Origin of the sequence: Pseudomonas sp. ANT_H4 (genome assembly GCF_008369295.1) — a bacterium.
GTDB lineage: Bacteria > Pseudomonadota > Gammaproteobacteria > Pseudomonadales > Pseudomonadaceae > Aquipseudomonas.
In genome coordinates this window covers 173,478-185,074 of sequence record NZ_VOBG01000007.1, presented here as the reverse complement: position 1 = coordinate 185,074, position 11,597 = coordinate 173,478, and the positions used below count along the sequence as shown (strand labels likewise).

Genomic DNA, 11,597 nt, shown 5'->3' with positions numbered 1-11,597 from the left:
GATTACGATAAAAATAACTTCAGCGTAGAGGAAGATCCATGACCCTCGATTATCAATCGGGCTTTGGCAATGAATTTGCCAGCGAAGCCCTGCCAGGCGCATTGCCCGTCGGCCAGAACTCCCCGCAAAAAGCGCCCTACGGGCTGTACACCGAACTATTCTCCGGCACCGCCTTCACCATGGTCCGCAGCGAAGCCCGGCGCACCTGGCTGTACCGCATCCAGCCGTCGGCCAAGCACCCGGCGTTCGTCAAGCTGCAGCGGCAATTGGCCGGTGGCCCGCTGGGTGCTGTGACCCCCAATCGGCTGCGCTGGAACCCGCTGGATATTCCGATCGAACCGACCGATTTCATCGACGGCCTGGTGGGCATGGTCGCCAATTCGGCGGCGCAAAAACCGTCCGGCATCAGCATTTACAACTACTGCGCCAATCGCTCGATGGACCGGGTGTTCTTCAACGCTGACGGCGAACTGTTGATCGTTCCCGAGCAAGGCCGCCTGCGCATCGCCACCGAACTGGGTGTGCTGGATGTCGAACCGCTGGAAATCGTCGTACTGCCTCGTGGCCTGAAATTTCGTGTCGAACTGCTGGACGCCCAGGCCCGCGGCTACGTCGCCGAAAACCATGGCGCCCCGCTGCGCCTGCCGGACCTTGGCCCAATTGGCAGTAACGGCCTGGCCAATCCACGGGACTTCCTCACCCCCGTGGCCCATTACGAAGACCTCAAGCAGCCCACGACGCTGACGCAAAAATTTCTCGGTGAGCTGTGGGGCTGCGAGCTGGATCATTCGCCACTAAACGTAGTGGCCTGGCACGGCAACAACGTGCCGTACAAATATGACCTGCGCCGCTTCAACACCATCGGTACCGTGAGTTTCGATCACCCGGACCCGTCGATCTTCACCGTATTGACCTCGCCCACCAGCGTCCACGGCCTGGCTAATCTCGACTTCGTGATCTTCCCACCGCGCTGGATGGTGGCGGAAAAAACCTTCCGGCCGCCATGGTTCCACCGCAACCTGATGAACGAATACATGGGCCTGATCCAGGGTGCCTACGATGCCAAGGCCGAAGGCTTCCTGCCGGGTGGCGCGTCCCTGCACAGTTGCATGAGCGCCCACGGGCCGGATGGTGAGACCTGCACCAAGGCCATCGCCGTGGACCTGGGGCCCAACAAGATCGATAACACCATGGCGTTCATGTTCGAGACCAGCCAGGTGCTGCGTCCCACTCAGTTCGCACTGGAATGCACGCAGCTGCAAAACAATTACGACGCTTGCTGGGCCTCGCTGCCGGCAACCTTCAACCCGAACCGGAGATAACCCATGACTCAGTCCACCATCATTCGCAGTTGGGTGACCTCCGCCAACGGTCACCGCGATTTCCCTTTGCAAAACCTACCGCTGGGTGTGTTCAGCCTTAATGGTTCGGCGCCGCGCAGTGGCGTGGCCATTGGTGAGCATATTTTCGACCTGCATGCCGCGCTGGATTTCTTTGAAGGCCAAGCCCGCGGTGCTGTAGAAGCTACCGCTGGCGGTCAATTGAACGCCTTCTTCGACCTGGGCCGTGGCCCCCGTATTGCCCTGCGCGAGCGCCTTTTTGAGCTGCTCAGCGAAGGCAGCACCCTGCGAGGCAAACTGGAAGCCCTTGGGGCGAAAGTGCTGCCTCTGGCCGCCGATTGCCAGATGCACCTGCCGGCGAAGATCAATGACTACACCGACTTCTACGTCGGCATCGAACACGCACAAAACGTCGGCAAACTGTTCCGTCCCGAGAACCCATTGCTGCCCAACTACAAGTATGTGCCGATTGGTTATCACGGCCGTGCGTCGACTATTCGCCCGTCGGGCACGGATGTTCGCCGCCCAAAAGGCCAGACCCTGCCCGCCGGCCAGACCGAGCCAACCTTCGGCCCTTGCGCCCGGTTGGACTACGAACTGGAACTAGGTATCTGGATCGGTCAGGGCAATGCCATGGGCGACTCGATTGCCATTGGCGACGCTGCTGAGCACATTGCCGGTTTCTGCCTGCTCAACGACTGGTCGGCGCGGGATATCCAGGCCTGGGAATACCAGCCGCTGGGGCCGTTCCTGTCGAAGAGCTTTATCACCAGCATCTCGCCGTGGGTGGTGACGGCCGAAGCACTGGAGCCGTTCCGCAAGGCTCAACCGGCGCGTCCCGAGGGCGATCCGCAGCCGCTGTCATACCTGTCGGACACGCGTGACCAAGCGGCCGGTGCCTTTGATATCGAGCTGGAAGTGCTGCTGACCACCCAAACGATGCGCGAGCAAAACCTACCGGCCCATCGTCTGACCCTGAGTAACACCCGGCATATGTACTGGACCGTGGCGCAGATGGTTGCGCACCACAGTGTCAACGGCTGTCAGTTGCAGGCCGGTGACCTGTTTGGTTCGGGCACCTTGTCCGGGCCTGAGGCTGGGCAGTTCGGCAGCCTGCTGGAAATCACCGAAGGCGGGAAAAAGTCGATTGAATTGGCGTCCGGTGAAGTCCGTAAATTCCTTGAGGATGGCGATGAAATCATCCTGCGGGCCCGCTGCACCCGTGATGGTTTTGCCTCCATCGGCTTTGGCGAATGCCGGGGCACTGTGGTCGCGGCGCGCTGAGAGGGCAGGGCGATGGAACTCTATACCTACTACCGTTCCACTTCGTCGTATCGGGTGCGTATCGCGTTGGCGCTCAAGGGCCTGGATTTTCAGGCGGTACCGGTCAATCTGCTGGTGCCCAAGGGCGGCGCCAATCGTCAGCCGCAGTACCTGAGGATCAACCCGCAAGGTCGCGTGCCGGCCTTGCGTACCGAGGATGGCGAACTGTTGATTCAGTCGCCAGCGATCATCGAATACCTGGAGGAGCGTTATCCACAGGCGCCATTGCTCTCCCGCGACCTGGCGACCCGTGCCCACGAGCGGGCGGTGGCCTCGATCATTGGTTGCGATATCCACCCGTTGCACAACTCCAGCACGCAGAACCTGCTGCGCCAGTGGGGGCATGACGAGGCACAAGTGCTGGAATGGATCGGCCATTGGATCAGCCAAGGGCTTGGGGCTGTGGAGCAGTTGATTGGGGATCAGGGCTATTGCTTTGGCGAGCAGCCGGGGATGGCAGATGCCTTTCTGATTCCGCAGGTGTATGCAGCCGAGCGGTTTAAGGTGTCGTTGGCGGCGTACCCACGGATTCGACGAGTGGCGGCGCTGGCTGCGCAGCATCCGGCGTTTGTTCAGGCACATCCTGCCAACCAACCTGATACCCCGGACACGCCATAGAGCAGTGTGGCTTGCCTGCGATAGCTATACAGATTGCCAGCTTTCGCGCGCTACTCGACATTCGCAAAACCCTGGCTAAATCCTGAGTCGGTCGCCGATCAATTGTAGGCGCTGTCGAGCCTTGGCGAGGCTGCGATGGAAGCAATACGGTTTAGCTTGCAAGCCAAGCCATCAGCCTCTCAGTGCACCACCGAGTTGGGCGGCAAATGCCCCAGCCGCTCAGTCAGTCGCAGCCGTTGGATCGGGTCTTCACTGAGCATTAGCGCATGCTCCAAGTCAAAGCGCTCGGCGTTCGGGCAGTCCAGGCGCTGATACAAGCTGGCCCTGGCCAGGTAATCGGCGGCGCTGGCATTGCCCAGTTCGAGCACTCGCTCAGCGTCCACCAGGGCGGCCAGGTGATTGTCGTTGGACAGGTGCAGCTGGCGCAGGTTACGCGACAGCCGTTGCAGGATCTGCCGAGGTTCGGCGGTGTGCAGGTGGTCGGCTTGCAGCTTGAGGTTCGGCCCATATTGGCGTTGCAGCAGTTCGCGGCAATCGCTGGGGTACAAGCGCCTGCCACCGCAAGGGTCCAGCAGATGATCCGCGCCAGATACTCGCAGCAGGAAGTGCCCCGGAAAGTTCACCCCGACCATGGGAATGTCCAGGCGCCGCGCCAGTTCCAGGGCGATCAACCCAAGGGCCAATGGCTGCCCGCGCAGGCGTTGCAAGACTTTGTCCAATAGGGCGGCAGCGGGGCGCAGTGGGGTGTAGTCATCCTGGGCGAACCCCAGGTCGTTCATTCGCCGCAACAATGGCTGGCCGAGCTCATCGGCTGGCAGCATCGGCATGCTGAGGCTGATCCGCTGCTGCAGCAGCTTGAAGTCGTGCAGGATGGTCAGCGGTTCCACGGCCGGGTCATGCTCGGCAGCAATCCACAGCGCGGCTTCAAACAGCGCGGGCGGTGACCGGTCCAGACAGGCAAAAAAGGCTTGGCGGGGATTCATCACTTTCTCCGACGGATGTCCCGTTTTAGCCTTGCTGTGAAGTTTCGTCCAGTCTCTTGAGAAGCGTCCTATCTGGTTATGTCGTAAAGCCCGTAAAACCGGCGGGCTTATTCCGGCGTACTTCGGCAAGCTTTCACCGGCAGCCTATACTTATCGACTACAAGAAGTGATTCGGGAGCTCGACGATGTTTGCTCTCATGCACGGCACTCGCCTTGAATCGCTGCACCTGAGTGTTGACCCGGTGACCGGGTTGAAGGCGGTCATTGCCATTCATAGCAGCCGCCTGGGGCCCGCCCTGGGTGGTTGTCGCTACCTTGCCTATCCGGACGATGAAAGTGCCGTGGCGGATGCTGCGCGCCTGGCCCAGGGTATGAGCTACAAGGCCGCCCTGGCTGGCTTGCCCGTGGGCGGTGGCAACGCGGTGATCATTCGCCCCGCCCATGTGGAAAGCCGTGCGGCGCTGTTCGAAGCTTTCGGTCGCTGCATTGAACAACTCGACGGCCGCTACATCACCGCCATCGACAGCGGTACCTCCGTGGCCGATATGGATTGCATCGCCCAACAAACTCGCTACGTCACCAGCACCACCGCCGCTGGCGATCCATCACCCCATGCCGCCATGGGCGTATTTGCCGGCATCCGTACCACTGCCATGGCGCGCCTGGGCAGCGATAACCTGGAAGGCTTGCGGGTGGCAATCCAGGGCCTGGGCAATGTGGGTTTCGCCTTGGCCGAGCAACTGCATGCTGCTGGTGCTGAATTGCTGGTCAGCGATATCGACCACGGCAAGGTACAACTGGCCATGGAACAACTGGGCGCCCACCCGATTGCCAACGACGCCTTGCTCAGCACCCCGTGCGACATCCTCGCACCCTGCGGCCTGGGCGCGGTACTCAACCGCCTAAGCGTCGCCCAGTTGCGTTGCGCGGCGGTGGCTGGCTCCGCCAGCGCCCAGTTGACCAACCTGCAAGTGGCCGACCAACTGGAAGGCCGCGGCATCCTCTACGCCCCGGACTATGTGATCAACTCGGGCGGGCTGATCTACGTCGCCCTAAAGCACGGCGGTGCAGAGCTTTCGACCATCACTGCCCACCTGTCGAACATTGGCACCCGCCTGACCGAAGTCTTCGCCCATGCCCAGGCTGAAAAACGCTCGCCCGCGCGGGTGGCGGATGAGTTGGCGGAGCGCTTGTTGTACCGCTGAGCTGTTCGTACAAAAGCCAGGCATTAAAAAGGCCCTGAACCAATGATTCAGGGCCTGTTCAATTCTGGCTTTATTCCGCCGGCGGGTTCAGCAACTCGGACAGCGCGTCCGGTTGGCTCTTGAACGCCTTGGCAAACACATCGCGATTCTTCGCCATGTAGATCCCGGCTTCCTCCACCTGCTGCTCGCTCAGGGACGGCACGGCTTTTTGCAACACTTCTGCCAGCAACTCGGCGAGTTCAAGCATTTTGTCATGACGGTCAGCTTCGGCTTTATCCATGAACAAACGCTCCAGATCTCGGCTGCTGCGGTATACCACTTCGACGGCCATTCACCACCTCACATGCCTTCACGATAGTTGTCTATTGCGACTACTGTATTTATATACAGCGAAAAGGATAAGCCAATCCACGGGGTTTGGATAGCAGCTTTTTAATGTAGTCGGGAAATGACATTTGTCAGCTGCCTGATTGCCGCATCGATGCACCGTGACAGCAATATAAATGCCTCATATCATCCCGCCACTCTCTCATTTTGCGGTCTCTGGCCTTTTTTCTGCATGCAGAGAAATCGTCATATCCCCCCGTCATTATCCGGTCGGGGCGATTTGCAGGAAGCGTGGCGTGGGCATCGGCTTGCGGTTGGTTAATTTTTGTACGGTGGTGGTGAGCAATGACAGAGTTGAAATGGGCTGAAAAACTGCGCAAAGGTTTACATGCGAACGCGGATTCGCTGGGCAATCTGGCGGTAGAGGCGTTTCACTATCTGGCGCTTTTCGGTATTGGCGCGATCACTGCCTATGCAGCGGTTCTGACCTTTATCGAGATGCTGTCCAAGGGCAGCATCAAGGTTGATGACATTTTGCTGCTGTTTATCTATCTGGAATTGGGGGCGATGGTCGGTATCTATTTCAAGACCAACCATATGCCCATCAGGTTTCTGCTTTACGTGGCCATTACCGCATTGACGCGGCTGTTGATCGGCGATGTTTCGCACCATAACGCCCCGGACCTGGGGATCATCTACCTGTGCGGCGGTATTCTGCTGTTGGCTTTTGCCATCCTGGTGGTGCGTTTTGCATCGTCCCGATACCCGTCTGTAAAGGATAAGTCGGAGCAGTGAGTTAAATCCCGGCAGCCAGCGGCGGCTGGCGGTTGGGCGGTCGTTGCAACACCTTGTGATTATCCCCATCCGTCATCACCGCCAGAATCTCCATGGCGCTATGCCCCTGTTCGATGGCAATACCGAACTGCACACTTTGCACCAGCCGCTTGAGTCGTTGCGGGTCGTTGCGTTGTGCGGCGCTGATCATGCGTTTGGCGACCACGCCGTCATCGTCGGAGAGGGTCAGCATAATGCTGCCGTCCAGGCGCTGGATGCTCAGGTTGACCCGGTATTTGGGCGCGAACGTGTCAGTGATGACCTGAAAAGGATTGTCCATTGTGCGTTACCGCCTGATAAGAACATGCAGTCATTGAGGGCCGGTGTCGGGATTAGTTCGTGCTACCTGACCACCGGCCATTCACTCGCTGAGGTTTTCACAACGTCCGTTTTCCTCAGTGCTGTACAGCAAGGTGCGTGCCGTATAAGGCGCCGCCTCGACATTGCGGCATAAAAAAGGAGAGCCCTGAGGCCCGCCTTTTCAGAGGTGATCCGTTTCAGGGCGTAAACGAGAAAACGATCGCAGACAGCGCAATCAGCCCGATCACCACCACGAACACGTTAGATACCTGGCCCGAATACTGGCGCAAAGATGGCACTCGACGGATCGCGTACATCGGCATCAGGAACAGCAGGCAGGCGATGATCGGCCCGCCCAGGGTTTCGATCATGCCCAGGATGCTCGGGTTGAAGGTCGCCACAGCCCAGCAGGTCAGGATCATGAACAGCGCGGTGCAGCGTTCCAGCCAACGGGCAGACAGGGTTTTATTACGGCTGCGCAGGGATTTGACGATCAGGCCCTGGAAGCCTTCGCTGGCGCCGATGTAGTGGCCCAGGAAGGATTTGGTGATCGCCACCAGTGCGATCAACGGCGCGGCGTAGGCAATGAGCGGGGTCTGGAAGTGGTTCGCCAGGTAGGACAGGATCGAAATGTTCTGGGCTTTCGCCGCTGCCAGGTCGGCCGGTGACAGCGCCAGTACGCAACTGAAGCAGAAGAACATCACCGTCAGCACCATCATGCAGTGGGCGATGGCCAGGATGCCGCTGCTTTTACGCTCGGCTTGAGGGCCGTAAACGCGCTTCTGGTCGACAGCAAAGGCGGAGATGATCGGCGAGTGGTTGAAGGAAAACACCATCACCGGGATCGCCAGCCACAGGGTCTTGAAGAACAGCGGCAATGGCATGCCTTCGCTGGCGGAGGCGAAAAATGCGCCGTTCCAGTTGGGGATCAGGCTCAGGCCCAGTAACAGCAAGGCGGCGACGAATGGGTAGACCAACACGCTCATGGCCTTGACGATCACACCCTGGCCGCAACGCACGATGGCCATCAGGCCAAGGATCAACACCAGCGACAAGATCGCCCGGGGCGGCGGCGTCATGTGCAGTTGGTGTTCCATGAAACTGCTGAGGGTGTTGGTCAGCGCCACGCTGTACACCAGCAGGATCGGGAAGATCGCGAAGAAGTACAGCAGGGTGATCAGCTTGCCGGCGCCGATGCCGAAGTGTTCTTCCACCACGTCGGTGATGTCGCCGGATTTACCCGACAACACAAAGCGCGTCAGCCCACGGTGGGCGAAGAAGGTCATCGGAAAAGCCAGCAATGCCAGCACCATCAACGGCCAGAAGCCGCCGACTCCGGCGTTGATGGGCAGGAACAAGGTGCCAGCACCGATGGCGGTGCCGTACAGGCCGAGCATCCAGGTAGTGTCGTGTTTGTTCCAGCCTGTTGTAACGGTGGTCGGTGTCAGGTCTACAGCGGGATTTTCGACAGCAGGTGTACGTACATCGGTCATCGTTATTGCCTCGTTATTGTTTTTACACGGGCTCACGTGGGGCGGTCAGGGAATGCTCCTCAGCACTCCACCCAGCTCACGGCCAAGCCGCCCCGTGAAGTTTCTTTGTATTTGTCGTGCATGTCGGCGCCGGTGTCGCGCATGGTGCGGATCACCCGGTCCAGGGAAATGAAGTGTTTGCCGTCGCCGCGCAGGGCCATTTGGGTGGCGTTGATGGCTTTGACGGCAGCGATGGCGTTGCGCTCGATGCATGGCACCTGGACAAGGCCGCCAACCGGGTCGCAGGTCAGGCCGAGGTTGTGTTCCAGGCCGATTTCGGCGGCGTTTTCCAGTTGTTCGGGGGATGCGCCGAGTATGTCTGCCAGGCCGGCGGCGGCCATCGCACAGGCCGAGCCGACTTCGCCCTGGCAGCCGACTTCGGCGCCGGAAATCGAGGCGTTTTTCTTGCAGAGAATGCCGACGGCCGCCGCTGCCAGGAAGAAATTGACCACGTCGTCGTCAGAGGCTTCGGCGTTGAATTTCATGTAGTAATGCAGCACCGCCGGAATGATTCCGGCCGCGCCATTGGTGGGCGCGGTGACCATGCGCCCGCCGGCGGCGTTTTCTTCGTTGACGGCGAGGGCGAACAGGTTGACCCACTCCATCGCCGATAACGTCGAAGTGATGACATTGGGTTTGCCGATTTCCAGCAGGCTGCGGTGCAGTTTCGCCGCGCGCCGTGGCACGTCCAGGCCGCCAGGCAAGATGCCTTCGTGACGCAATCCCTGCTCGACGCACTCGCGCATCACCGACCAGATATGCAATAGGCCGCTGCGAATATCGGCATCACTGCGCCAGGCCCGTTCGTTGGCCATCATCAGTTCGGAAACCCGCAGGCCGTGCTTTTTGCACAAGGCCAGCAGTTCGACGGCGCTGGAGAAATCGTAGGGCAACTCCACCTCGCTGGTGGGCGCAATACCTGATTCAGCTTCCTGCGCTTCGATAATGAAACCGCCGCCTATCGAGTAGTACGTCTGCTCGCTCAACAAGCCGTTTTCCCCATAGGCGTGCAGGGACATGGCGTTGGGGTGGTAGGGCAGGCTTTCATCCAGCAGCAGGAGGTCGTGTTGCCAGTTGAAGGCAATCGACGTTTTGCCGGCGAGCTGCAATTGACCAGACTCGCGCAACTGCCGGATGCGTGGACTAATCGAGGTGGGGTCGATGCTGTCGGGCCATTCGCCCATCAGTCCCATCACGCACGCGCGGTCGGTGGCGTGGCCAATGCCAGTGGCAGAGAGCGAGCCATACAAGCGGATCTCCACCCGTCGGGTTTCATTCAGCAATTGTTGGTCAACCAGAGCCTGGGCGAAGGACGCCGCTGCCCGCATCGGACCGACAGTATGAGAGCTGGACGGGCCGATACCCACCTTGAACAGGTCGAAAACGCTGATAGCCATGCTAAAGCCTTACAATAAATGGAGTAGTAATCGCTGCCATGTTTTGTAGGACGAGCGGAATTGGCGCGATACTGTCCCTCTAGCCCGGCACTGACCAACGACTTATCCTAAGACACCCTTTAGCAGGACTAAACCCTATGAGCCGTCCCCTGCATGCCCAGACTTACGTTTGGTTGCATGTGTTTTCCTGCGCAGCCCGGCATTTGTCGTTCACCCGCTGTGCCGAAGAGCTGCACATCACGCCGGGTGCGGTCAGCCAGCAGATTCGCCAGTTGGAGGAGCGTTTGGGCTTTCGCCTGTTTCATCGACGGGCACGCGGTGTTGAATTAACGACCGAAGGGCGGCGACTGGCGATTACCGTGGGCGAGGCTTACGGCAACATCGATGCCGAACTGCAGCGCCTGGACGCCGGGATGATCAGCGGCACCTTGCGCCTGCGCTCGATTCCGTCGTTTCTTGGCAAGTGGCTGACCCCAAGGCTGCCGCGTTTGCAGCAGCGCTTCCCGGATATTCAACTGCGCATGGTGGCCGAAGACAGCAGCATTGCCCTGCACGAGGGCGACTTCGACCTGGCCATCGATCTCAATGACGGCAGCTATCCCGGTTTGTTATCCACACCCCTGCTGGATGAGCAGATTTTTCCGGTGTGCGCGCCGAGCCTGTTGCGGGGTCGGCCGCCGCTGCACGGCCCGGCAGACCTGGTGCATTTCCCGCTGCTGCACGACATCACTGCCTGGCGTGGGAGTTATGAATATGCGGAGTGGGAGTTTTACCTGAATGCTATTGGCCATGACGCGGCTGATGCCCGGCGCGGGCATACCTTCAACCGCAACCACCTGACCATCGAAGCCGCCATCGCGGGCATGGGCGTGGCAATTGCCCGGCGAACCTTGCTCAATGATGAACTGGAGCGCGGCACCTTGATCGTACCGTTCGGCATCGCCGTGCCTAATCACAAACGTTACATGCTGCTGTATGCGCCGGGCGCGCTGAGCCATCCAGGCGTACGTGAGATGCATGACTGGTTGGTGGAGGAGGCGGGGATTTTTTGTGCATTGAACCCCTTGAGTGAGGGGCAACTGTAAGGAAATGGGAACGTAAGAAGATGTAAGCAACTCCCCACCCTAACAGTGCTTTTGGTTGTTGTCAGACTTAATTTGTAATGTGGAATTTATCTTTGCCAAGGGCTTGAATTGTTCCTCGGTCTGCTCAATTGTGTAATCAAGAGGTCATGGTTTCACCGCCCCGGTGTTGCAATTTGTGATCTCTCGCGAGCTAGCTGAAATAAGGGAAAAACTATGCAAATCCTAGTCAATAGCGATAACCATATTGAAAGCAGCATCCGACTGGAGGAGTGGGTACGTACTACCATTGAGAGCACGCTCGAACGTTATGAAGAGGACCTGACCCGCGTCGAGGTTTACCTGCGCGATGAGAACGGCGACAAGCCCGGTCCACACGATTTGAGTTGCCAACTGGAAGCACGACCAAAGGGCCATCAACCGCTTTCGGTCTCCCATAAAGCCGATACGCTGGAACAGGCGATCGATGGGGCAGCCGTCAAGCTGGAACGTGCGCTGGACCATCTGTTCGGCAAGCTGCAGGGTAAACCGCGTGCCAAGAGCGCGCCGGATAAAGCGGTCAATGAGACCGCGCTTGAAGAGGAATTCCTGGAAAACGAACAAGCTACGCTTAACAGCTGATAGCTGACACTTTTTTCAACCCCAATGAAAACGGG

Annotated in this window: 12 protein-coding genes; 7 read left to right on the top strand and 5 right to left on the bottom strand. The window is 59.3% G+C overall.

Going from position 1 to position 11,597, the window contains the following annotated elements:
* The first annotated feature begins 38 nt into the window (after nt 1-38).
* The 3 genes from hmgA to maiA are packed head-to-tail and all read left to right on the top strand — an operon-like array spanning nt 39 to nt 3,281.
* A complete protein-coding gene (hmgA, locus tag FQ182_RS11625; protein ID WP_149411702.1) occupies nt 39-1,322 on the top strand; it encodes a homogentisate 1,2-dioxygenase in 1,284 nt (427 codons plus the stop codon).
* A gap of 3 nt (nt 1,323-1,325) precedes the next feature.
* Nucleotides 1,326-2,624 (top strand): fumarylacetoacetase, encoded by a 1,299-nt coding sequence (gene fahA, locus FQ182_RS11620; RefSeq protein WP_149411701.1) that lies wholly within the window; start codon nt 1,326-1,328, stop codon nt 2,622-2,624.
* Nucleotides 2,625-2,636: 12 nt separating this feature from the next.
* Nucleotides 2,637-3,281 carry a maleylacetoacetate isomerase gene (maiA, locus tag FQ182_RS11615; RefSeq protein WP_149411700.1) on the top strand — a complete coding sequence of 215 codons (645 nt, stop codon included), beginning with the start codon at nt 2,637-2,639 and terminating at the stop codon, nt 3,279-3,281.
* A gap of 179 nt (nt 3,282-3,460) precedes the next feature.
* Here the strand turns inward: maiA and FQ182_RS11610 are convergent, their stop codons facing one another.
* Nucleotides 3,461-4,264 (bottom strand): SirB1 family protein, encoded by an 804-nt coding sequence (locus FQ182_RS11610; protein WP_149411699.1) that lies wholly within the window; start codon nt 4,262-4,264, stop codon nt 3,461-3,463.
* A gap of 185 nt (nt 4,265-4,449) precedes the next feature.
* Here FQ182_RS11610 and FQ182_RS11605 point away from each other — a divergent pair, with 185 nt between their 5' ends.
* Nucleotides 4,450-5,469 carry a Glu/Leu/Phe/Val dehydrogenase dimerization domain-containing protein gene (locus FQ182_RS11605; protein ID WP_149411698.1) on the top strand — a complete coding sequence of 340 codons (1,020 nt, stop codon included), beginning with the start codon at nt 4,450-4,452 and terminating at the stop codon, nt 5,467-5,469.
* Between the two features lie 70 nt (nt 5,470-5,539).
* Here the strand turns inward: FQ182_RS11605 and FQ182_RS11600 are convergent, their stop codons facing one another.
* Nucleotides 5,540-5,800: a YebG family protein gene (locus tag FQ182_RS11600; protein WP_010564043.1), complete on the bottom strand. Its 261-nt coding sequence runs from the start codon at nt 5,798-5,800 to the stop codon at nt 5,540-5,542.
* 341 nt (nt 5,801-6,141) lie between these two features.
* Between FQ182_RS11600 and FQ182_RS11595 the strand changes: the two genes are divergently transcribed.
* Nucleotides 6,142-6,591, top strand: a complete 450-nt coding sequence (locus tag FQ182_RS11595; protein WP_133102011.1) for a phosphate-starvation-inducible protein PsiE — start codon at nt 6,142-6,144, stop codon at nt 6,589-6,591.
* Between the two features lies 1 nt (nt 6,592).
* Here FQ182_RS11595 and FQ182_RS11590 read toward each other — a convergent pair whose 3' ends face one another.
* The 3 genes from FQ182_RS11590 to FQ182_RS11580 all read right to left on the bottom strand — a co-directional run bounded on the left by FQ182_RS11590 (nt 6,593) and on the right by FQ182_RS11580 (nt 9,859).
* A complete protein-coding gene (locus FQ182_RS11590) occupies nt 6,593-6,910 on the bottom strand; it encodes a DUF3509 domain-containing protein (protein WP_149411697.1) in 318 nt (105 codons plus the stop codon).
* A gap of 217 nt (nt 6,911-7,127) precedes the next feature.
* Entirely contained in the window at nt 7,128-8,423 is a 1,296-nt protein-coding gene (locus FQ182_RS11585) for a serine/threonine transporter (protein ID WP_149411696.1), read from the bottom strand.
* A gap of 59 nt (nt 8,424-8,482) precedes the next feature.
* Nucleotides 8,483-9,859 carry an L-serine ammonia-lyase gene (locus FQ182_RS11580; RefSeq protein ID WP_149411695.1) on the bottom strand — a complete coding sequence of 459 codons (1,377 nt, stop codon included), beginning with the start codon at nt 9,857-9,859 and terminating at the stop codon, nt 8,483-8,485.
* A 137-nt stretch (nt 9,860-9,996) separates the two neighbouring features.
* Here FQ182_RS11580 and FQ182_RS11575 point away from each other — a divergent pair, with 137 nt between their 5' ends.
* The gene (locus tag FQ182_RS11575; protein WP_149411694.1) at nt 9,997-10,944 is read left to right on the top strand and encodes a LysR substrate-binding domain-containing protein; all 948 of its coding nucleotides are present in this window, start codon (nt 9,997-9,999) and stop codon (nt 10,942-10,944) included.
* Nucleotides 10,945-11,157: 213 nt separating this feature from the next.
* Nucleotides 11,158-11,562: an HPF/RaiA family ribosome-associated protein gene (locus FQ182_RS11570; RefSeq protein ID WP_133102016.1), complete on the top strand. Its 405-nt coding sequence runs from the start codon at nt 11,158-11,160 to the stop codon at nt 11,560-11,562.
* Nucleotides 11,563-11,597: the final 35 nt, after the last annotated feature.

Excerpts from the sequence above, each read along its gene's own strand:
- FQ182_RS11580 (WP_149411695.1), bottom strand. The coding sequence starts at position 9,859 with ATGGCTATCAGCGTTTTCGACCTGTTCAAGGTGGGTATCGGCCCGTCC.
- maiA (WP_149411700.1), top strand. The coding sequence starts at position 2,637 with ATGGAACTCTATACCTACTACCGTTCCACTTCGTCGTATCGGGTGCGT.
- hmgA (WP_149411702.1), top strand. The coding sequence starts at position 39 with ATGACCCTCGATTATCAATCGGGCTTTGGCAATGAATTTGCCAGCGAA.
- FQ182_RS11585 (WP_149411696.1), bottom strand. The coding sequence starts at position 8,423 with ATGACCGATGTACGTACACCTGCTGTCGAAAATCCCGCTGTAGACCTG.
- fahA (WP_149411701.1), top strand. The coding sequence starts at position 1,326 with ATGACTCAGTCCACCATCATTCGCAGTTGGGTGACCTCCGCCAACGGT.
- FQ182_RS11575 (WP_149411694.1), top strand. The coding sequence starts at position 9,997 with ATGAGCCGTCCCCTGCATGCCCAGACTTACGTTTGGTTGCATGTGTTT.
- FQ182_RS11600 (WP_010564043.1), bottom strand. The coding sequence starts at position 5,800 with ATGGCCGTCGAAGTGGTATACCGCAGCAGCCGAGATCTGGAGCGTTTG.
- FQ182_RS11610 (WP_149411699.1), bottom strand. The coding sequence starts at position 4,264 with ATGAATCCCCGCCAAGCCTTTTTTGCCTGTCTGGACCGGTCACCGCCC.
- FQ182_RS11590 (WP_149411697.1), bottom strand. The coding sequence starts at position 6,910 with ATGGACAATCCTTTTCAGGTCATCACTGACACGTTCGCGCCCAAATAC.
- FQ182_RS11595 (WP_133102011.1), top strand. The coding sequence starts at position 6,142 with ATGACAGAGTTGAAATGGGCTGAAAAACTGCGCAAAGGTTTACATGCG.
- FQ182_RS11605 (WP_149411698.1), top strand. The coding sequence starts at position 4,450 with ATGTTTGCTCTCATGCACGGCACTCGCCTTGAATCGCTGCACCTGAGT.
- FQ182_RS11570 (WP_133102016.1), top strand. The coding sequence starts at position 11,158 with ATGCAAATCCTAGTCAATAGCGATAACCATATTGAAAGCAGCATCCGA.